This is a genomic window from Paenibacillus sp. S33 (assembly GCF_053615415.1).
The window spans coordinates 880,705-901,974 of the sequence record NZ_JBSIEZ010000001.1; the positions used below are offsets into that span (position 1 = coordinate 880,705).

At 47.5% G+C, this 21,270-nt stretch carries 14 protein-coding genes, 3 rRNA genes, 1 pseudogene and 1 riboswitch; of the genes and pseudogenes, 16 read left to right on the forward strand and 2 right to left on the reverse strand.

From position 1 onward, the window contains the following. Positions 1-19: 19 nt before the first annotated feature. From ACWGXJ_RS04120 to ACWGXJ_RS04165, 10 genes and pseudogenes are all read left to right on the forward strand, one after another. Positions 20-691: an SGNH/GDSL hydrolase family protein gene (locus ACWGXJ_RS04120; RefSeq protein WP_250259406.1), complete on the forward strand. Its 672-nt coding sequence runs from the start codon at positions 20-22 to the stop codon at positions 689-691. 153 nt (positions 692-844) lie between these two features. Further along, entirely contained in the window at positions 845-1,315 is a 471-nt protein-coding gene (locus ACWGXJ_RS04125) for a MarR family winged helix-turn-helix transcriptional regulator (RefSeq protein ID WP_322172323.1), read from the forward strand. 21 nt (positions 1,316-1,336) lie between these two features. After that, positions 1,337-2,273: pseudogene (locus ACWGXJ_RS04130) on the forward strand (NADP-dependent oxidoreductase). Positions 2,274-2,635: 362 nt separating this feature from the next. After that, positions 2,636-4,006 (forward strand): NCS2 family permease, encoded by a 1,371-nt coding sequence (locus tag ACWGXJ_RS04135; RefSeq protein WP_023987039.1) that lies wholly within the window; start codon positions 2,636-2,638, stop codon positions 4,004-4,006. Positions 4,007-4,456: 450 nt separating this feature from the next. Next, positions 4,457-6,012: ribosomal RNA gene (locus ACWGXJ_RS04140) — 16S ribosomal RNA — on the forward strand. A 286-nt stretch (positions 6,013-6,298) separates the two neighbouring features. Next, positions 6,299-9,227: ribosomal RNA gene (locus ACWGXJ_RS04145) — 23S ribosomal RNA — on the forward strand. Positions 9,228-9,379: 152 nt separating this feature from the next. Then, positions 9,380-9,496, forward strand: a 5S ribosomal RNA gene (gene rrf, locus ACWGXJ_RS04150). Together the 16S, 23S and 5S rRNA genes form the textbook arrangement of a ribosomal RNA operon. 215 nt (positions 9,497-9,711) lie before the next feature. Then, positions 9,712-10,704 (forward strand): ketoacyl-ACP synthase III, encoded by a 993-nt coding sequence (locus ACWGXJ_RS04155; protein ID WP_235307264.1) that lies wholly within the window; start codon positions 9,712-9,714, stop codon positions 10,702-10,704. A gap of 129 nt (positions 10,705-10,833) precedes the next feature. Then, positions 10,834-12,969, forward strand: a complete 2,136-nt coding sequence (locus ACWGXJ_RS04160; protein WP_452566249.1) for a DNA topoisomerase III — start codon at positions 10,834-10,836, stop codon at positions 12,967-12,969. Positions 12,970-13,078: 109 nt separating this feature from the next. After that, positions 13,079-13,216 carry a hypothetical protein gene (locus ACWGXJ_RS04165; RefSeq protein WP_016819760.1) on the forward strand — a complete coding sequence of 46 codons (138 nt, stop codon included), beginning with the start codon at positions 13,079-13,081 and terminating at the stop codon, positions 13,214-13,216. 181 nt (positions 13,217-13,397) lie between these two features. Here ACWGXJ_RS04165 and ACWGXJ_RS04170 read toward each other — a convergent pair whose 3' ends face one another. Then, positions 13,398-14,564: a type II asparaginase gene (locus tag ACWGXJ_RS04170; protein WP_452566250.1), complete on the reverse strand. Its 1,167-nt coding sequence runs from the start codon at positions 14,562-14,564 to the stop codon at positions 13,398-13,400. Between the two features lie 351 nt (positions 14,565-14,915). Then, on the reverse strand, positions 14,916-15,044 hold the full coding sequence (locus tag ACWGXJ_RS04175; protein ID WP_081112528.1) for a DUF4023 family protein: 129 nt from the start codon (positions 15,042-15,044) through the stop codon (positions 14,916-14,918). 194 nt (positions 15,045-15,238) lie between these two features. Between ACWGXJ_RS04175 and ACWGXJ_RS04180 the strand changes: the two genes are divergently transcribed. From ACWGXJ_RS04180 to ACWGXJ_RS04205, 6 genes are all read left to right on the forward strand, one after another. Continuing rightward, entirely contained in the window at positions 15,239-15,502 is a 264-nt protein-coding gene (locus ACWGXJ_RS04180; protein WP_025719814.1) for a DUF1294 domain-containing protein, read from the forward strand. A 148-nt stretch (positions 15,503-15,650) separates the two neighbouring features. Beyond that, on the forward strand, positions 15,651-16,085 hold the full coding sequence (locus tag ACWGXJ_RS04185; protein WP_061832065.1) for a universal stress protein: 435 nt from the start codon (positions 15,651-15,653) through the stop codon (positions 16,083-16,085). Between the two features lie 351 nt (positions 16,086-16,436). After that, positions 16,437-16,538: riboswitch (purine riboswitch) on the forward strand. A 148-nt stretch (positions 16,539-16,686) separates the two neighbouring features. Further along, positions 16,687-17,172, forward strand: coding sequence for a 5-(carboxyamino)imidazole ribonucleotide mutase (purE, locus tag ACWGXJ_RS04190; RefSeq protein WP_013308792.1), 486 nt, complete (start codon positions 16,687-16,689; stop codon positions 17,170-17,172). Continuing rightward, positions 17,169-18,344 (forward strand): 5-(carboxyamino)imidazole ribonucleotide synthase, encoded by a 1,176-nt coding sequence (purK, locus tag ACWGXJ_RS04195; protein ID WP_254351190.1) that lies wholly within the window; start codon positions 17,169-17,171, stop codon positions 18,342-18,344. The genes purE and purK overlap by 4 nt, the downstream gene beginning before the upstream one ends. Before the next feature lie 2 nt (positions 18,345-18,346). Then, positions 18,347-19,645, forward strand: coding sequence for an adenylosuccinate lyase (gene purB, locus ACWGXJ_RS04200; RefSeq protein WP_452566251.1), 1,299 nt, complete (start codon positions 18,347-18,349; stop codon positions 19,643-19,645). Positions 19,646-20,351: 706 nt separating this feature from the next. Continuing rightward, positions 20,352-21,233 carry a phosphoribosylaminoimidazolesuccinocarboxamide synthase gene (locus tag ACWGXJ_RS04205; protein ID WP_025719826.1) on the forward strand — a complete coding sequence of 294 codons (882 nt, stop codon included), beginning with the start codon at positions 20,352-20,354 and terminating at the stop codon, positions 21,231-21,233. Positions 21,234-21,270 lie beyond the last annotated feature (37 nt).

The following is a 21,270-nucleotide window of genomic DNA, read 5'->3' on the forward strand; positions in this document are numbered from 1 at the left end:
TAGATAGGAGAGACATCGAATGACAATCAATCAAGGCAAATACCAAGGCAGCCATGCTGTATTTCTGGGCGATAGCATTACGTTTGGATATGAATTGCGTGATGGAGAAAAGCCTTACCCCCACCTTGTGAGCGGCGCACTGGGATTCCTAACCTTTGAGAATCACGGCATATCCGGCAGCAGTGTAGCCAGCGGCGGTTTTGAACCGATGTGTGAGCGTTATGAGAAAATGAACCCTCACGCGGACGTAATCTTTTTTATGGGGGGAAGAAACGATTTTTCGATGGGAGAAATACCGTTCGGTAGCTTGGATACGCCATCGACAGAAACGCGTACGTTTTATGGTGCGCTCAAGCATATTGCCGAAGGATTAATTAACCGTTATCCGGACAAGCTGATCGTCTTTTTGACTCCGCCTCACGGATCAAGTGATACGGTTCCTGAGCATCTGCCTAATGCCATTACTGGTCAAGTCTATAGCGCGTATGCACAGGCTGTGAGAGAAGTGGCCTCACTTTATTCTTTCCCGTGCTGCGATCTGTGGAATATCACCGGAATTCAACCACTATTGCCTGTACATAAACAAATGTACTTTACAGGGGAAAATGGTGTTCCTGACGGCCTGCACCCGAATCAGGCAGGCCACGAGCGGATGGCGGCCCGTATTATCGGATTTATGAATACACTGTAATTTGGACCATTTCATCGTTTTATTGAATGACCCTACTAACTACAAGTTCTAGAATGCTCAGGCTATTTGTTTAGCTTGAGCTTTTTTTTGTGAATGTAGGATTTGTATATACTTGTCTCAGACTTGTTTATTTTTAGTGAGGGTGTATAATACTTGATATGTCAATTGATGGGTCAAGCATTAGAAGGAGGGTTTGTCATCGAACATTGCTCTGAAAGAAGCCAGTTGTTTTATCGCATGCATCTTCTGTGTAAAGAAATGAATAACGCTTTTGAAGCACAATTAAAAACTAGTTTTACCAAGGTCGAAATTTTGTATCATATTGATCATCGTCAGGAACTAAGTCAGCTGGAGCTCCAACATCTGCTCGTTCTGGATGGTGCAGCAGTGACCCGACATCTGAGAAGGCTGGAAGAGGAAGGTCTGATTTTTCGTAGTAAAAAAGAGCAGGATAAGCGTGTGACCTATATACGTTTGACCGAATTAGGGGTTCAAGAGCTGCAAGTTTTGTCAGAGCAAAGACAAGCCTTTCAGGAAAAGCTGCTATGTAAGTTTACAGATGAGGAAATTGTGGTTTTGACAGATGTGCTACAACGTATGTCTAGCAATGTAAAGAATATGTAAATGTGCGAGGAGGAAATGGATATGAAAGCCATCGTTATAGATCAGTATGGAAGCAAGGATGAATTGAAAGAAAGAGAAGTGCCTACTCCTACACCACAGGCTCACCAGGTTGTAGTCAAAGTGGCGGCTACCTCCATCAATCCAATTGACTGGAAGCTGCGTGAAGGTTACTTAAAACAAATGATGGATTGGGAGTTCCCGATTATTTTAGGCTGGGATGTAGCCGGTACTATTTCGGAAGTAGGCAGCGAGGTCACCGATTGGAAAGTGGGAGATGAAGTGTTTGCACGCCCGGACACCACCCGATTCGGTACTTATGCCGAGTATACCTTGGTGGATGATCATCTGCTGGCACGTAAACCCGCCTCAATTTCTTGGGAGGAAGCCGCTTCTGTACCTTTGGCGGGGTTGACTGCTTGGCAGGCGCTCTTTATACATGGTCAACTGACCAAAGGGGAAAAAGTATTAATCCACGCAGGTGCAGGTGGCGTAGGTATGTTTGGTATCCAGTTTGCCAAACAAGCCGGAGCCTATGTCATTACTACAGCCAGTGAGCGTAATCATGAATTGCTTGCTTCATTGGGAGCCGACCAAATCATTGACTATCGTACAACCCGTTTTGAGGAATTTTTATCTGATGTGGACGTGGTGTTCGATACGATGGGTGGGGATGTTCAGAAAAACAGCTTTAAGGTAGTGAAAAAGGATACCGGACGGATCATATCCATTGTCAGCAATTTTGACGAAGAGTTGGTGAAGGAGTACAACGTAACAGCCCAAAATATATGGCTGGAGCCCAACGGACAGCAACTACAGGAAATTGCCGATCTGTTGGAGCAAAAGAAAGTAAGATCGGTAGTAGGAGCTACGTTTCCTTTTTCACAAAAAGGTTTGTATGACGCACACGCTTTAAGCGAAACCCACCGCTGTTGGTAAAATTGCAATAACCTTCTCATAAGGACGCATACACATATACAGCATGAAAGGAATTGCACGATGAAGATTTTAGAAGATTATTTTCACTACTATGATCTATCGTTTATCTGGAAAATATACCGGAATCAGCGAATGCCTTTGATAAGTACAAAAATATCTGATTCCTCTAAATGATAACCCGTCAGCTGCATAATAGCTTGCGGGTTTTCTGTTTTCCGAACAATATATATGTGTTCAATTTGTAACATTCGCTTTTTCTGTTGACAAGCAGTAAGTGAGAGCCTAAAATAACGAATGTAATAATATAACGCATATGAATGCGAATATTACTTCAAACGAACGACAACAATACGAGTATGCTTTGCGTAGGAGGAATTACGACTCATGGAGCGTTTCTTTAAATTAAAGGAACATGGCACGAACGTCCGCACAGAGATTATTGCGGGGATTACTACTTTTATGACCATGGCTTATATTCTGGTGGTCAACAATACCTTTTTAGGTCCGACTGGAGCAGGTATGCCCAGTGAAGCTGTCTTTTTTGCGACGGCGGTAGGTGCAGGTTTGGTTACCATACTGATGGGGCTATTCGTTAATGTGCCGATCGGCATGGCGCCGGGTATGGGCTTGAATGCTTATTTTATGACTGTAGTCCTGAGTTCCAATGGCATGATTACTTGGCAAGCGGCACTTGGCGCTGTATTTATATCCGGTATCGTCTTTCTGATTTTAACAGTGACACGAGTAAGACAGATGCTGCTTGTTGCAGTTCCGGAAAATTTAAAGACAGCCATTACAGTGGGTATCGGTTTGTTTATTACGATTGTCGGCTTCAAGCTTTGTAATCTGGTTATGGTGAGCATCGTTCCAGGGACAGATGTTGGTCAACCGGTTCCGGGTCATGCTTTTAATTTGATTCTGGGAAGTCTGGTACATCAAAAGGATGCACTGCTGGCGCTAATCGGATTGCTTATTATCGCAGCACTGATGGTCGTTCGGGTCAAAGGTGCATTGCTGATTGGGATCGTAGCTACTACATTAATCGGTATTCCGATGGGAGTAACAAATCTGAGTAGCTTGACAACAGGCAACTGGATTCCTGATTTCAGTAATTTGGCTGTAGGTCAGTTAGACTTGAAAGCAGCTTTGCATATCGGTCTGTTTGATATCATTTTCATTTTCACATTTGTAGAGTTGTTTGATACGTTCGGTACCTTGGTAGGTACGGCTACACGCGCGGGTATAATGAAAGATAAGAAAAAAGGCGAGAAAATTATCGGTAAAGCAATGCTGGTTGATGCAGTTGGGGTAAGTACTGGTGCAGTATTGGGTACAAGTACGATTACAGCATTCGTAGAAAGCTCCGCAGGGGTAGAAGAAGGCGGACGTACCGGACTGACTGCTGTAACGACAGGTGTTCTGTTCTTGTTGGCCCTGTTTATTGCACCGTTGGCTCTGGTTGTGCCTTCTGCCGCTACTGCTCCAGCTCTGATTATCGTTGGGGTCCTAATGATGAGTCAGGTTCGCAATATCGACTGGGATAACTTCCTGTTGGCGTTTCCTGCATTTTTGACCATCGTGCTGATGCCTTTCACAGGTGGAATCGCGAATGGTATCTCTGCTGGTATTCTGTCTTACGTTGTGCTGGCTGTGTTTAGTAACCTATTTACCAGCAATAAAGTTAAAATTCACTGGCTCATGTGGGTGCTTGCTATTATTGTAGTGATCCGCTTTGCCTTTATGGGCTCCGAATAATCAGTACGATATAGAACACAGAACCTCTTTCCTGTTGCTTAAGGGAAGAGGTTCTTTTTTTGTAGTTAGATGCAGATAGATACAAAGGAGCTATTATATAGAAGGAAAACGAATAATAATAAAGCATTGTGACATCTTATCTAATAAATGCTTGCAAAAGGGATATGTATATGGTATATTCTAATTCCGGCCAAGAAATACAATATTGTGAGCGAGTGTTACAAAAAAAAGATTTCAAAAAATGCTTGCAAAGTTGGTTCGGACATGATATGATATAAGAGTTGATGAGGCGACGAGCTGAATCAATAAGATAAGAATATTTGATCTTTGAAAACTGAACAACGAGTGAGTAAAACGATTTTGTTCGCAAAATCAAACAAGAGATATTATTATCTCGTCAGTTTCAACATGAGCTTATCGCTCTTTCTATAAACCAACTTCGGTTGGTCTTTAATGGAGAGTTTGATCCTGGCTCAGGACGAACGCTGGCGGCGTGCCTAATACATGCAAGTCGAGCGGGGTTATGTAGAAGCTTGCTTCTACATAACCTAGCGGCGGACGGGTGAGTAACACGTAGGCAACCTGCCCACAAGACAGGGATAACTACCGGAAACGGTAGCTAATACCCGATACATCCTTTTCCTGCATGGGAGAAGGAGGAAAGACGGAGCAATCTGTCACTTGCGGATGGGCCTGCGGCGCATTAGCTAGTTGGTGGGGTAAAGGCCTACCAAGGCGACGATGCGTAGCCGACCTGAGAGGGTGATCGGCCACACTGGGACTGAGACACGGCCCAGACTCCTACGGGAGGCAGCAGTAGGGAATCTTCCGCAATGGGCGAAAGCCTGACGGAGCAACGCCGCGTGAGTGATGAAGGTTTTCGGATCGTAAAGCTCTGTTGCCAGGGAAGAACGTCTTGTAGAGTAACTGCTACAAGAGTGACGGTACCTGAGAAGAAAGCCCCGGCTAACTACGTGCCAGCAGCCGCGGTAATACGTAGGGGGCAAGCGTTGTCCGGAATTATTGGGCGTAAAGCGCGCGCAGGCGGCTCTTTAAGTCTGGTGTTTAATCCCGAGGCTCAACTTCGGGTCGCACTGGAAACTGGAGAGCTTGAGTGCAGAAGAGGAGAGTGGAATTCCACGTGTAGCGGTGAAATGCGTAGAGATGTGGAGGAACACCAGTGGCGAAGGCGACTCTCTGGGCTGTAACTGACGCTGAGGCGCGAAAGCGTGGGGAGCAAACAGGATTAGATACCCTGGTAGTCCACGCCGTAAACGATGAATGCTAGGTGTTAGGGGTTTCGATACCCTTGGTGCCGAAGTTAACACATTAAGCATTCCGCCTGGGGAGTACGGTCGCAAGACTGAAACTCAAAGGAATTGACGGGGACCCGCACAAGCAGTGGAGTATGTGGTTTAATTCGAAGCAACGCGAAGAACCTTACCAGGTCTTGACATCCCTCTGACCGGTCTAGAGATAGACCTTTCCTTCGGGACAGAGGAGACAGGTGGTGCATGGTTGTCGTCAGCTCGTGTCGTGAGATGTTGGGTTAAGTCCCGCAACGAGCGCAACCCTTATGCTTAGTTGCCAGCAGGTCAAGCTGGGCACTCTAAGCAGACTGCCGGTGACAAACCGGAGGAAGGTGGGGATGACGTCAAATCATCATGCCCCTTATGACCTGGGCTACACACGTACTACAATGGCCGGTACAACGGGAAGCGAAATCGCGAGGTGGAGCCAATCCTAGAAAAGCCGGTCTCAGTTCGGATTGTAGGCTGCAACTCGCCTACATGAAGTCGGAATTGCTAGTAATCGCGGATCAGCATGCCGCGGTGAATACGTTCCCGGGTCTTGTACACACCGCCCGTCACACCACGAGAGTTTACAACACCCGAAGTCGGTGGGGTAACCCGCAAGGGAGCCAGCCGCCGAAGGTGGGGTAGATGATTGGGGTGAAGTCGTAACAAGGTAGCCGTATCGGAAGGTGCGGCTGGATCACCTCCTTTCTATGGAGAATCGTTTCCTGCAACGGAAACATTCAAATATGAAGCATTAGCTTCAAAAAACTACTCACTCGTTGCTCAGTTTTGAGAGCTCAAACTCTCAAAAAAGCTGTTTGTTTACAGCTTTGCACCTTGAAAACTGGATACCGAAACGAAATTGCGTTTTAGAATATTCCTTTAAGCTGATCTTGTGTAAACAAGTGAAATAAAGGTAGCAGCTTTGAATTTCATTCACACATTCGTGTTGAACCGAAATTCAAAGCAAATCGTATTTACGATGTAAATACTAGGTTAAGCTACAAAGAGCACACGGAGGATGCCTAGGCGCCAGGAGCCGACGAAGGACGTGGCGAACAACGATAAGGCCTCGGGGAGCTGTAAGCAAGCTTTGATCCGGGGATGTCCGAATGGGGAAACCCGGCTGTCTTCATCGACAGTCACTTTCTGCTGAATACATAGGCAGAATAGAGGCAGACCAGGGGAACTGAAACATCTAAGTACCCTGAGGAAGAGAAAACAATAGTGATTCCGTCAGTAGCGGCGAGCGAACGCGGATTAGCCCAAACCAAGGAGCTTGCTCCTTGGGGTTGTGGGACGTCTCACATGGAGTTACAAAGGAACCGGTTAGATGAAGAGGTCTGGAAAGGCCCGCCAGAGAAGGTAAAAGCCCTGTAGTTCAAAACTTGTTCTCTCCGAGACGGATCCCGAGTAGTGCGGGGCACGTGAAACCCCGTATGAATCCGGCAGGACCATCTGCCAAGGCTAAATACTCCCTGGCGACCGATAGTGAAGCAGTACCGTGAGGGAAAGGTGAAAAGCACCCCGGAAGGGGAGTGAAATAGATCCTGAAACCGTGTGCTTACAAGAAGTCAGAGCCCGATCTATGGGTGATGGCGTGCCTTTTGTAGAATGAACCGGCGAGTTACGTTCCCGTGCAAGGTTAAGGTGAAGAGCTGAAGCCGCAGCGAAAGCGAGTCTGAATAGGGCGAATGAGTACGTGGACGTAGACCCGAAACCGGGTGATCTACCCCTGTCCAGGGTGAAGGTGCGGTAACACGCACTGGAGGCCCGAACCCACGCATGTTGAAAAATGCGGGGATGAGGTGGGGGTAGCGGAGAAATTCCAATCGAACCCGGAGATAGCTGGTTCTCCCCGAAATAGCTTTAGGGCTAGCCTCGGAAAGAAGAATCGTGGAGGTAGAGCACTGATTGGGTGCGGGGCCCGCAAGGGTTACCAAGCTCAGTCAAACTCCGAATGCCATCGATTTAGTTCCGGGAGTCAGACAGTGAGTGCTAAGATCCATTGTCGAAAGGGAAACAGCCCAGACCATCAGCTAAGGTCCCCAAGTGTGTGTTAAGTGGGAAAGGATGTGGAGTTGCACAGACAACCAGGATGTTGGCTTAGAAGCAGCCACCATTGAAAGAGTGCGTAATAGCTCACTGGTCGAGTGACTCTGCGCCGAAAATGTAACGGGGCTAAACACACCACCGAAGCTATGGCTTGATGCATTGCACCAGGGGTAGGGGAGCGTTGAATGCGGGTTGAAGGTGTACCGTAAGGAGCGCTGGACTGCATTCAAGTGAGAATGCCGGTATGAGTAACGAAAAGATCTGTGAGAATCAGATCCGCCGAAAGCCTAAGGGTTCCTGAGGAAGGTTCGTCCGCTCAGGGTAAGTCGGGACCTAAGGCGAGGCCGATAGGCGTAGTCGAAGGACAACAGGTCGAAATTCCTGTACCACCGTAATCCGTTATGAGCGATGGGGTGACGCAGTAGGGTAGTGACGCGGACTGATGGATGTCCGTCTAAGCAGTGAGGCTGATGTGTAGGCAAATCCGCACATCGTTAAGGCTGGGCTGTGATGGGGAGCGAAAATTGTAGTAGCGAAGGTCATGATCTCAGACTGCCAAGAAAAGCCTCTAGCCAGGAGAAGGTGCCCGTACCGCAAACCGACACAGGTAGGCGAGAAGAGAATTCTAAGGCGCGCGGAAGAACTCTCGTTAAGGAACTCGGCAAAATGACCCCGTAACTTCGGGAGAAGGGGTGCCTCGGTAGGGTGAATAGCCCGAGGGGGCCGCAGTGAAAAGGCCCAAGCGACTGTTTAGCAAAAACACAGGTCTGTGCGAAGCCGCAAGGCGAAGTATACGGGCTGACGCCTGCCCGGTGCTGGAAGGTTAAGGGGAGTGGTAAGCCCTTCGGGGCGAAGCTATGAACCGAAGCCCCAGTAAACGGCGGCCGTAACTATAACGGTCCTAAGGTAGCGAAATTCCTTGTCAGGTAAATTCTGACCCGCACGAATGGCGTAACGACTTGGGCGCTGTCTCAACGAGAGATCCGGTGAAATTTTAATACCTGTGAAGATGCAGGTTACCCGCGACAAGACGGAAAGACCCCATGGAGCTTTACTGCAGCTTGATATTGAATTTGGGTACGATCTGTACAGGATAGGTGGGAGCCATAGAATCTTGAGCGCCAGCTTGAGAGGAGGCATCCTTGGGATACCACCCTGATCGTATCTAGGTTCTAACTTGGTACCGTAACCCGGTGCGAGGACAGTGTCAGGTGGGCAGTTTGACTGGGGCGGTCGCCTCCTAAAGAGTAACGGAGGCGCCCCAAGGTTCCCTCAGAATGGTTGGAAATCATTCGAAGAGTGCAAAGGCAGAAGGGAGCTTGACTGCGAGACCTACAAGTCGAGCAGGGACGAAAGTCGGGCTTAGTGATCCGGTGGTACCGCATGGAAGGGCCATCGCTCAACGGATAAAAGCTACCCTGGGGATAACAGGCTTATCTCCCCCAAGAGTCCACATCGACGGGGAGGTTTGGCACCTCGATGTCGGCTCATCGCATCCTGGGGCTGAAGTAGGTCCCAAGGGTTGGGCTGTTCGCCCATTAAAGCGGTACGCGAGCTGGGTTCAGAACGTCGTGAGACAGTTCGGTCCCTATCTGTCGTGGGCGTAGGAAATTTGAGAGGAGCTGTCCTTAGTACGAGAGGACCGGGATGGACGTACCGCTGGTGTACCAGTTGTTCCGCCAGGAGCACCGCTGGGTAGCTATGTACGGAAGGGATAAGCGCTGAAAGCATCTAAGCGTGAAGCCCCCCTCAAGATGAGATTTCCCAATTAGTAAGACCCCTTGAAGACGACGAGGTAGATAGGTTGGGGGTGGAAGTGCAGTAATGCATGGAGCTGACCAATACTAATCGGTCGAGGGCTTATCCTAAAGAATAAAACGCAAATAAGTTTCGGATCCAGTTTTCAGGGTGTAACCTTGAATGTATGTAGAAATACATACAACAAGCGCATGGCTATTCATTCACACGATAAGTGATGAACCGAATAACCATACGGAAGAATTTACGATGTAAATTCATGTTTGGTGGCGATAGCGGAGGGGTTCCACACGTACCCATCCCGAACACGACCGTTAAGCCCTCCAGCGCCGATGGTACTTGGACCGCAGGGTCCTGGGAGAGTAGGACGTCGCCAAGCAACAAGCAAGAGAGACCATGATCTTCTGAAGATCTTGGTCTCTTTTTTTGCGTTAAAAGACAGTGGAATTTTATTTAAAGTGAGTTTGTTATAAGTTCAACTGGATAAGTGGATATTAACTAATAAATAAGAAGACGGTTTTAAAATAATTTAGTACCAGGTATTAGTATCTGGTGTTATAATATGAATAAGGATTACAAAGGAGAGTGATCAGATTGTTGAATTCAAAAGCTAAGCTTACGGCCTTTGGCACTTATGTACCTGAACGGATTTTGACGAACGCTGACTTGGAGAAGCTTGTGGATACGAGTAACGAGTGGATTGTACAGAGAACGGGTATGCATGAAAGACGCATTGCGGCTGAAGATCAATATGTATCTGATTTATGTATACAAGCTATTACTCGTATGATTAACCTGTATGACGTAAATATAAACGATGTTGAGATGATCATTGTAGCGACGAGCACACCTGATTACTATTTTCCAAGCACGGCTTCACGTATTCAGGCTCATTTTGATATTCCAAACACAGGGTCAATAGATGTTAGTGCAGCATGTGCAGGTTTTTCCTATGGACTTCATTTGGCAAATGGCCTTATTACGAGTGGTCTGCATCGTAAGGTGCTGGTAGTAGGAGCCGAAACGTTGTCCAAAATTACAGATTATACGGATCGGACGACGTGCATACTTTTTGGAGATGGTGCAGGGGTTGCACTTGTAGAATATGACGAGGATGAAGGATCATTTTTAACTTCAGATATAGGTACCTATGGGCAAGGGGGAGCACATCTTTACCGTGTGGGATTATCTGATCATTTGGATGGAGAGAAGCTGCAAGACCATGGATTTATTGCTCAAAATGGACGAGAGGTTTATAAATGGGCTGTTCGCTCTGTTCCAACGGGAATCGAACGATTATTGGATAAGGCAAATATGAAGAAGGCGGATCTTGATTGGTTTGTACCTCATAGCGCTAATTTGAGAATGATCGAGTCCATATGTGAAAGAAGTACAGTACCTTTGGAAAAAACGCTGACAAGCGTAGAATTGTATGGTAATACATCGGCGGCATCCATCCCGTTGGCTTTGCAGTGTGGTTTGGATGATGGACGTTTACGGTATGGACAACATGTATTGTTATATGGATTTGGGGGAGGCCTCACCTATGCGGGTCTGCTATTAAAATGGAGTGTGCCTGATTTGTAAGTTATCCTAACCCATGTAGAAGCAATAGAACTAGTATGTACGATCATGTTAATAAGAGCCGTTGGCATTAGAATTTATCGTAAGTTAGCAGGATGGTATAATTAACACTATGAGAGAAAGGAGCGTAACATGAAGGTACTGGTATTGGCAGAAAAACCGTCCGTGGCCAGAGAGATTGCACGTGTGATGGGTAGCCGCGAGAAGCATAAAAGTTATATAGAAGGACCCCAGTACGTGGTGACGTGGGCACTGGGACATTTGGTCGGCTTAGCAGAGCCAGAGGATTACGATTCTAAGTATTCGACCTGGAATTTGGAGGACCTGCCTATTCTTCCGAAGAGTTCAAAGTTAAAGGTGCTGCGCGAAAGTAATCATCAGTTCAAAGCTGTGCAGCAGCTCATGAAGCGGCAGGACATTGGAGAGCTTATTGTGGCAACCGATGCTGCCCGTGAAGGAGAATTGTTGGCACGCTGGATCATCCAAATGGCAAACTGGAAAAAGCCCTTCCGGCGCTTATGGATCTCCTCGCAGACGGACAAGGCGATTAAGGCAGGTTTCGCAAAGCTATTGCCTGGTCAGCAGTTTGATCGTTTATATGAATCGGCTCGCTGTAGAGCTGAAGCAGACTGGATGATTGGTCTCAATGTAACTCGCGCGTTGACTTGTCGTTATAACGCCCAACTTTCGGCTGGAAGAGTGCAGACACCAACGCTGGGGATGATTATGGAGCGTGAGAAGGAAATTACCGAATTCCGTTCTCAGGAATATGATACTCTGACGGCGGATTTTGGCGATTTTCAGGCAACTTGGCGGGCAGAAAACGGGGATTCACGCATGTTTGACCGCACTCAAGCAGAGGCTTTGCGCCGTAGACTTGAGGGGGCCAAAGGCACAGTTGCCAGTGTTAAAAAGAGCGAAAAGAACGAGCCTCACCCGCTAGCGTATGATTTAACGGAACTGCAAAGAGATGCTAATCAGCGCTATGGCTTTTCGGCTAAACAGACTTCTAATCTGCTTCAGCGTCTGTATGAGCAGCATAAGCTGGTGACGTATCCACGTACAGACAGTCGTTATCTGACATCCGATATGGTGGACACACTTAAGGAAAGGCTCAGTAGTGTAGCAGTAGGTCCGTATGCTTCCTTGGCACGTCCGCTATTGCGTAACAACCTACCAATCACAAAGCGAATTGTGGATGACAGTAAAGTCACGGATCATCATGCGATTATTCCTACTGAGCAGACATTATTGCTTAATCAGTTGAGCCCTGAGGAACGGAAGCTGTATGATCTGATTGCACGACGTTTTATCAGTCTATTCTATCCACCTGCACGTTATGATGCTGTAGCCGTATCAGTAACGGTGGAGCAGGAGACGTTTCAGGTAAAAGGCACAACGGTAAAAGATAGCGGATGGCGTGCTGTATATGACGCGAACCATTATGATATGGATGATGAAGAAGCAGAGGATCGGGAAAACAATGGACGAGGCGTTATTTTACCTGAGCTGCAAAAAGGAGATTTCGTCCGATTACAGCGTTGCCTTGTACGAGCTGGGCGAACGATGCCGCCGAAGCGGTATACAGAAGCAGCCCTGCTCGCTCAGATGGAAAAGCATGGACTGGGTACTCCTGCTACCCGTGCAGATCTAATTGAGAAGCTTGTCAGCTCGGATACGATTGAGCGTCAGGGGAACGTGATGCATCCAACCGGGAAAGGTAAGCAATTGATTGAACTGGCGGCTCCACAGCTTCGAACGCCCGAATTGACGGCACGTTGGGAAGCGGAGCTAGAACGGATTGCTCGTGGTCAAGGACAACCGGAACCGTTTTTGAATTCTATTCGTGCTATGGCGAAAGAGCTGGTTTCCACTGTGAAAAATAGCAATGCGGAGTACAAGCCCCATAATGTGACGAATAGTCATTGTCCAGATTGTGGTACAAAGCTATTGGAGAAGAAGGGTAAGAAAGGCAAGTTCCTTGTATGTCCAAGTGCGGATTGCGGTTACCGTCGTTCAGGGGAAAAACGTTTGTCCAATCGACGTTGCCCGCAGTGTCATAAGAAAATGGAAATGAAAGAGGGCAAAGCAGGATTGTATGTAAGATGCCTGCCCTGTGGCATTACCGAGACGTTGGATAAGGACAAGCAACGGGTAAACAAACGGGAACAGCAAAAGCTAGTAAGACAATTTGAAAAACAGGAATCTTTTGGCTCCAGTTTGGGTGATTTGCTTAAAGCAGCGATGGAACAAAAGCAGGGCAAATAGCAGGGCAAATAACGGATGACCAAAAGTGCCGCAGTCACATAATCAGTAGGTATATGTCGGTATAAAAACGATCACTCCTTGGCATGGTAAGCCGAGGAGGTGAGTATTTATGCCCAAACATAAACCGCTTAAAATCAATAATCAGCAAAATAAATCAAGCATACTGGAGGAGGAAATTGCAGCTCATCCAGAGAAGCAAGCGAAATATCCTCCAAGCTTGAATGGGATTCCCAAACAGCAGTCTTGATGCTGCGTGGGAGGGACAACGAATTACTGTATAGAACCAAGACGATTGGACGTCAGATGAAGTAGTTACTATGCTAGACCTGTCTCGCAAAAAAAAGAAGCAGCAGTTACGGTGGTTAACCGTAATCGCTGCTTCTTTTTCATAATAGAATGTTGATTTATTTGATTTGAGATAACTACTTTTAGTATTCATTAAAAAAAGATTGAATTTGGTTAACATCGTGTGATTGGGTCAAAGCAAGCATGAGCAAAATCCGTGCTTTTTGCGGATTAAGCGAATCGGTCGATACAAAGTTCGATGCCGCGTCTTTTGTTGACGGGGACACCACTCCACTTCCCACGCGGCTGGAGCGGGCAATGATCACTCCTTTTTTACCAGCGGCCTCTGCGCCTTCTGAGGAGGTCTTGGACAAGGAGCCATTACCGGAACCAGCTACGACAATACCCTTGGCACCAGCTGCTACGGCTGCATCATACAGATAGCGACCATTGTTTTGATATTCGTATAAAATATCTACTTGTGGCAGTTGAGTCAGGTTAGAGATGTCGAATACAGAAGAAGTCGTATGCTTGTGTGTGGATTTGTTGTAGTAGTACACTTGATCGCCCACAACAGCTCCAAGGTATCCCTGCTCCACAGACTTGAACGTATCGACTGCTGTTGTGTTCGTTTTGGTGATGTATCTTGCTGCACCGATACGGTCGTTCAACAGGACGAGTACACCCTGACCTTTAGAGGCCGAAGCCCCGGCGACTTTCACTGCATTATAAAGGTTGAAGGGACCATCAGCACTGATGGCAGTAGCTGGACGCATAGAGCCAACGACAACTACTGGCTTATCGCTTTTGATAACAAGATTGAGGAAATAAGCTGTTTCTTCTAATGTATCTGTACCATGTGTAATGACAATGCCATCTACATCGTCTCTGACAAGCAGTTCATTGGTGCGTTTGGCAAGTTTTAAGAGGATCTCATTATTAACGTCGGGGCTACCTACATTAACAACTTGCTCACCACTGACATTTGCAATACTTTTCATCTCAGGAACGGCATTGATCAGAGTTTCCACACCCAACGCGCCTGCTTTGTAGCCGGTTGTATCCGTATTGACGGAAGATGATCCTGCGATGGTCCCTCCTGTGGCAAGTATTTTAATATTGGGTAAATGATTGGTTTGAGGATTTTCGGATTTGTCCGACGTTGTAGTGGTAGAAGCAGGTGCAGTTGTGCTGGTTGTAGCTGCTGCCGCAGCCGCAGCGTTGGCGGTAAATCCACCACTCCATAAGGTACTACCGAGAATAAAGCTAGCCAACAGGGGAATCATCGTCATTTTTTTCATGTTAGTCATATAAAGCTCCTCTCCAATCTTAAACCTCAAATATAAATGATAGATTAACTGACAAATATTTTGTCGAATTACGTTAATATCACGAATTATAGGGTGTAAAATTACTTTTAGTCAACACTTATGTTAGGAAATATGACTTTAGAACTTATTTATTATAAATGTAATCGATTTCAAAAAAGACATTTGCAAAACAAAACAACAAGCAGATATCTCATAAGGAGTCTGCTTGCTGTTATTGTGGAAGCTAAACAATAGAGTTTACCCCGTAATCAATTCGCATAAAAGGCTGCAGGGTTAAGTTGATACTTTAGGTTAATAACGCGGCTATACAGCTTAATGCAGATTCGTTGATCAAGGATTGTTGGAATGCTGTTTTGTCGGCAAGCTGGCGCTGGGAGTTCCTTTTCCTCGTTTACGGTTGCGTTCTGCCTTTTTTGCATTTTCTCGCAGCTTTTCAACGTATTCATGGGTGCTTTCCATCGCAGTTCCTCCTTTAAGACGAAATAGATGCACTCGGGGATCGCCCTTATGCCACCTTACTATTTCCGCAAAAGCGCTATCCAAGTCAGAAGAGGCGTTGTTTCTGTAAAAGGGGTGGGGTTATAATGAGGGGGAGAGCGCTATATAAGGCCTAATACCTGAACTTAGTACGGTGTGCAAAAGGAGGAGAGACATTGCAGACAGGCTTGTTGGTATGGCTGCTGTTTATCAATGCAGTAGGCTATCTGGTAATGTCGGAGGATAAAAAGAGAGCACGTAAACATCGCGATCGTGTACCTGAGCGGACGTTGTTTTTCCTGGCCCTGATCGGGGGAGCATTAGGCGTTCTAATTGCCATGTACCGTAAACGCCATAAAACACGGCATATGAGCTTCAGACTAGGTATTCCTGCGTTGCTATTCATGAACGCATTGCTGTATGGGTATTTTTTACGGTAAAGGGGAGGAGTTTAGGTTCTCATAGGGAAGTTTAATGATGAGTGAGAAGACTATTCCAGCCATCCAGTGATGTCATGGAATGAACAACAACAGGAATACATATTTCAGGCTTTGAATCAATAAACTGAATGAGGAAGAGGTGCATATTATGATATTTTCAAAAGTATTGCTTGCTTATGACGGTTCGGATGCATCCAACAAGGCTTTGTTAAAGGCGGCTGAATTGGTCAAGGCATCACCGTCCTCGAAGCTTGAGGTGGTAACGGCATTCGATTTTCCTCGGATCTTTATGGGCGAAGGTTTGGCTCCAATTCCGGCTTCAATAAATAAAGAATATTACGATTTGGCCGAACAAACTACGGATGAAGTTAAAAAACGACTTGCTGAGCAGGGTGTAGATGCCAAGGTGGAACTGATTCAAGGTTCTCCAGCCGAAGTCATTTTGGATTATGCCAATGAGAATGGCTTCGATGCGATCGTGATCGGTAGCCGAGGTTTAGGTGGTATCCGTGAATTTGTATTGGGTAGCGTAAGTCACAATGTGGTGCAGCATGCGCGTATTCCTGTGCTGGTCGTAAAATAACTGAATAAAAAAGTAAAAGTCGGTTTACTGCCTGTATAGGGAGTGCCGACTTTTATTTTTTTTCAGAGGGATGCGTTGCGGTCGCTGTTATCAGGGGAGGGGAGCGATAGCTAAATATAATACAATAGTCCTGACCTGTGGGTATATAAGGGTACTGATTTCACTAAACACGAACATTCTATTGTATGATTATTCTAATGTTCGTTTTCAAGTTGACATAAGGTGTAGGGAATTGTTAAACTAGGAAGTGTATTGTCGATAAAAAATGAACTTAAGGTACAATTTAATAAGGTACACATGTTTGAGCCGAAACAAACCACGATCATACTTGTAAAGAATATCGATTGGGATGGAATAGGCACAATGCTAACTCGTATAATGCCGGGGATATGGCCCGGAAGTTTCTACCTGGAAACCTTAAATTTCCGGACTACGGGAGACATACGGCTGAAGCCGCATTGGATGCGGTGGAAGAGGCTTGCTTTTGGCATGCCTTTAAGAAGCTCTGTCGTTTGTTTTTTCGTAGTCCGGTGTCTTGAAAATAACGTTATTTTCGAGTGCCGGATTTTTGGCGCTTATTGATAAACAGGGAGTGAAGGACATGTCAGTGCAGGTCGCTGTCATTATGGGCAGCACATCAGACTGGGACACCATGCAGCATGCATGTGCTGTGCTGGACGAGCTTGAAATCGGATATGAGAAAAAAGTAGTTTCAGCCCATCGTACACCGGATTTAATGTTTCGTTTTGCAGAAGAGGCCGCTGGGCGTGGACTAAAGGTCATTATTGCTGGAGCGGGTGGGGCTGCGCATCTGCCAGGAATGGTGGCTGCGAAGACAGCATTGCCGGTCATTGGTGTGCCTGTTCAGTCGAAGGCTCTGAACGGTCTGGACTCCCTGCTCTCCATTGTGCAGATGCCGGGTGGTATTCCGGTTGCCACTGTGGCAATTGGTAAGGCAGGCGCTACAAATGCAGGGCTGCTGGCAGCACAAATATTAGGCGCTTTTGACGAAAAGATAAGCCAGCGGGTTTTGGCGAGACGCGACCGTATTCGTGATGAGGTGCTGGAAGGCAGTGACTCGCTATGAATGGGGCATGTGAATCCGCAGGCCGTATCCGACCTCCTGGTACAACGATTGGACTTTTAGGAGGCGGGCAATTAGGAAGAATGCTTGTACTGGCTGGAACCAATCTAGGATATCGCTTTGTGACACTGGACCCTGCACCGGATAGCCCTTGTGGACAGGTGTCAGAACAAATCCGCGCTGCCTATGATGATGAGCATGCGGCCAGAGAGCTGGCTGAGCGGTGCGATGTGATCACGTATGAGTTTGAAAATGTGGACGCAGGTGTGGCTGCACTTTTGGAACAGGAATCCAGCGTGCCGCAAGGCAGCAGTCTTTTGTACACAACACAGCACCGTCTGAGAGAAAAGCGTTCTATTGAAGCTGCTGGTGTCCCTGTCGCTCCGTATCGTGAAATCAGCAGTCTTGCGGATATGGTGCAAGCGGTAGCTGAACTGGGTGTACCGTGTGTGCTTAAGACAGCAGTCGGTGGTTATGATGGCAAGGGACAAGTGGTCATTCGCCAACCGGAGCAAGCCACGGCTGCCTACGAACAACTGGCAGGAGGCGGTGCGGAACTGGTATTGGAACAGTTCATCCGTTTTCGCTGCGAAATCTCGGTGATTGTAGCTCGCAGTACGAACGGTGAAGCCAAAGCCTTTCCACCTGCCGAAAACATTCACGTGAACAATATTTTGCATACGTCGATTGTGCCTGCACGTGTGCCAGAACCTGTCCAGGAGGAAGCACGCAAGTTGGCGCTGGCTGTGGCAGAGTCGCTGGGTGCGGTGGGACTGCTCGCTGTAGAGATGTTTGTCACCGAAGACGGACAATTGTACGTTAATGAGTTAGCACCACGACCGCATAACTCCGGTCATTACACGATGGAGGGGTGCGCGACGTCGCAATTCGAGCAGCACATACGTGCGATTTGCGGTTTACCCTTGGGCAGCACGAAGCTGCTGACTTCCGTCGTGATGGTCAATGTGCTAGGTGAGCATTTGGAGGATGTGGTTCGGCGGTTTGCGCAAGCGGATGTTGAAGCTGAAAGATTGGATGTTGTACCCAAGCTGCATTTGTATGGAAAAAGTGAAGCCAAGCCAGGCCGAAAGATGGGACATATTAATCTATTGTGCCAGGATGCGGAACAAGCGCTGGAATGGATTGAACAAACCAATATTTGGGGGAATAAATAGTCATGATCGAACGCTATAGCAGACCGGAAATGAGAGCGATTTGGACGGAAGAAAATAAATTTAAAGCATGGCTGGAAGTAGAACTGTGTGCCTGTGAAGCTTGGGCGGAATTAGGGGTTATTCCAAAAGAGGATACCGTGGCTCTGCGTAAGAATGCAAGTTTTGATATTGAACGGATCTATGAAATTGAGCAGGAGACAAGACATGATGTCATTGCATTTACCCGCACGGTATCCGAAAGTCTTGGAGACGAGCGCAAATGGGTACATTACGGTCTGACCTCCACAGATGTAGTTGATACGGCACTGGGCTACCTGTTAAAGCAGGCGAATGAAATCCTGGAGCGCGATATCTTGAATTTTATTGAAATTTTGAAGGAAAAGGCATTGGCTTACAAGCACACACCGATGATGGGACGTACACACGGAGTACATGCTGAGCCAACTACGTTTGGACTGAAGATGGGATTGTGGTACGAGGAAATGAAGCGCAATCTGGAACGCTTTCGTTTTGCGGCTGACCAAGTACAATACGGTAAAATGTCCGGTGCAGTTGGGACATATGCCAACATTGACCCGGCTGTAGAAGAATTTGTATGCCGCAAGCTGGGCACCAAGCCTGCACCCATTTCTACACAGACGCTTCAGCGCGACCGTCATGCCGAATACATGGCAACATTAGCGTTGATCGCCACATCGTTGGACAAATTTGCTACAGAAGTCCGTGCTCTGCAAAAGAGTGAGTTCCGTGAGGTGGAAGAAGCTTTTGCCAAAGGTCAAAAAGGTTCTTCCGCGATGCCGCATAAACGCAATCCGATCGGCAGTGAAAACATCTCCGGTCTGGCGCGTGTGATTCGTGGGCATATGGTATCTGCGTATGAGAACGTAACCCTGTGGCATGAACGCGACATCTCGCATTCTTCTGTGGAACGTATTATCCTGCCGGATGCAACCATGCTGTTGAACTACATGCTGAACCGTTTTGGCAATATCGTGAAAAATCTGACGGTCTTCCCTGAAAATATGAAGCGCAATATGGCACGTACGTATGGTGTACCATTCTCCGGCCGTATTATGACGAAGCTGATCGACAAAGGCTTTAGTCGTGAAAAAGCCTACGATACCGTGCAGCCGCGTGCTATGCAGGCGTGGGAAGAACAACGCCAGTTCCGCGAAATCGTCGAGGCGACCCCGGAAATTACTGCCGTGCTCAGCACAGACGAAATCGAGGATGCGTTCAACCCAGCCTGGCATCTGAAGAACGTGGATACGATCTTCAAAAAGCTGGGATTAGGGGAGTAGGAGGGAAGGTTGCTGCGTGGTGAGGCCGCTGCGCGAACGGATCATTCTTCCGATTGCTGTTGCCTCTGGATTCCTGTGATTGTATAAGACCAGATATTGGTTGGAATCCAGAGGCAAAGGCAAGCGCTGACGCTTCTCCAGAACGATTCCGTCCGCTCCGCTGCACCCAGCACCAACCCTCGTGTGGGAGCAGAACTAGGGAAGGTGCGGCACATAAGATGCCGCACCTCCCCAAAGGCGATGGAAAAGCGTGTTCCACTGCTTTCTATCGCAGGCCACGTTCTCGTGAGGGCTGCCGAATTTGCGCAGCAAACAGGCCGCTGCCCTCCCGAGAACGCGCAGGCTCAAGAAGCGAAGCCTTGAGCCACCGTATCCGTGCGCAGCGTAGCACATGCGCACAACAGGGCGAAGCCCAATGCTCGCTGCACGGCATGCCGTGCTACGGCCACGGGCCGAATGGTATTGCGGCGACATGCGCGTAAAAACGTTGTTTTGTACCAACGTAAAAGCGTTGCTTGATGAAAGCTTGTGCGAACAAGCCTTCATCAAGCGAAACGCGCTCACATCACTCTAGCCACATAATAAACGCCCCCATCCCGCTCACCAAGCCAACCCTTGCGGGAGTCCCGAGGGCAGCAGCCCTGGGGGTCCTCCCCGAGGGGAGGATTTAGGAGGGGGAATACTCTTTTGAAAGAGGTGTAATGAAATGTCATTGTCTACTGCCGAAGGTCTGATCCATGCGCCGCTCTTGTATAAAGGCAAGGTGCGTGAACTGTATGATCTCGGAGAGCATTTTCTGATTGTGGTGACAGACCGAATTTCGGCTTTTGATTATGTGTTAGAGCCACCCGTGCCCGAAAAGGGGAATGTGCTGAATAAGCTCAGCGCTTTCTGGTTTGAGCAGACGAAAGACTTGTTGGAAAACCATGTCGTGCACACTGATGTGAACAAGCTCGGGCATGTGATCGACGAACAGAATAAAGAGTTGCTGAAGGACCGGATCATGGTCACGCTGAAGGCTGAACGCATCGACATTGAGTGTGTGGTGCGCGGATATATTACCGGAGGCGGCTGGCGTCAGTATGAGCAGAACGGTGAGGTGAACGGCATTCCATTGCCAGAGGGGCTGCGTAAAAACGAGCGTTTTCCCAAGCCATTATTTACACCAGCTGCAAAAAATGATGTTGGACACGACGAGGACATTTCCCTTCACCAAATGAAAGAACTGGTCGGGGTTGAACTAACAGGTGAGCTTGAGGAAAAGAGCTTGGCGTTGTACGAATTTGCACGTGCTTTCTGCGAGAAGCGGGGGATTATTTTAGCCGATTGCAAGTTTGAGTTTGGTCTTGTTAACGGTAAGGTGATTTTGATTGACGAAATTTTCACTCCAGATTCATCCCGTTTTTGGGCGCAGGAAAAGTATGAGCTGGATGTTGAGATTGACAGCATGGACAAGGAGCCGGTACGAAGCTATTTGGCATCATCCGGTTGGGACAAGAATAGCAAGCCCGATCCATTGCCTGCTGAGGTCGTAGAAGAAACAACTGCAAGATATACGGATATTTGGCGGCGTCTGACGGCACAGTAAATAGTAATCATAATTCAACCAATAGGATTCACTCATT

What these genes read in the sequence shown, in the direction of transcription:
- ACWGXJ_RS04165 (WP_016819760.1), top strand. Translation starts at nt 13,079, where the DNA reads ATGCCCAAACATAAACCGCTTAAAATCAATAATCAGCAAAATAAATCA.
- ACWGXJ_RS04160 (WP_452566249.1), top strand. Translation starts at nt 10,834, where the DNA reads ATGAAGGTACTGGTATTGGCAGAAAAACCGTCCGTGGCCAGAGAGATT.
- ACWGXJ_RS04120 (WP_250259406.1), top strand. Translation starts at nt 20, where the DNA reads ATGACAATCAATCAAGGCAAATACCAAGGCAGCCATGCTGTATTTCTG.
- purE (WP_013308792.1), top strand. Translation starts at nt 16,687, where the DNA reads ATGTCAGTGCAGGTCGCTGTCATTATGGGCAGCACATCAGACTGGGAC.
- ACWGXJ_RS04205 (WP_025719826.1), top strand. Translation starts at nt 20,352, where the DNA reads ATGTCATTGTCTACTGCCGAAGGTCTGATCCATGCGCCGCTCTTGTAT.
- ACWGXJ_RS04135 (WP_023987039.1), top strand. Translation starts at nt 2,636, where the DNA reads ATGGAGCGTTTCTTTAAATTAAAGGAACATGGCACGAACGTCCGCACA.
- ACWGXJ_RS04175 (WP_081112528.1), bottom strand. Translation starts at nt 15,044, where the DNA reads ATGGAAAGCACCCATGAATACGTTGAAAAGCTGCGAGAAAATGCAAAA.
- ACWGXJ_RS04170 (WP_452566250.1), bottom strand. Translation starts at nt 14,564, where the DNA reads ATGACTAACATGAAAAAAATGACGATGATTCCCCTGTTGGCTAGCTTT.
- purB (WP_452566251.1), top strand. Translation starts at nt 18,347, where the DNA reads ATGATCGAACGCTATAGCAGACCGGAAATGAGAGCGATTTGGACGGAA.
- ACWGXJ_RS04185 (WP_061832065.1), top strand. Translation starts at nt 15,651, where the DNA reads ATGATATTTTCAAAAGTATTGCTTGCTTATGACGGTTCGGATGCATCC.
- purK (WP_254351190.1), top strand. Translation starts at nt 17,169, where the DNA reads ATGAATGGGGCATGTGAATCCGCAGGCCGTATCCGACCTCCTGGTACA.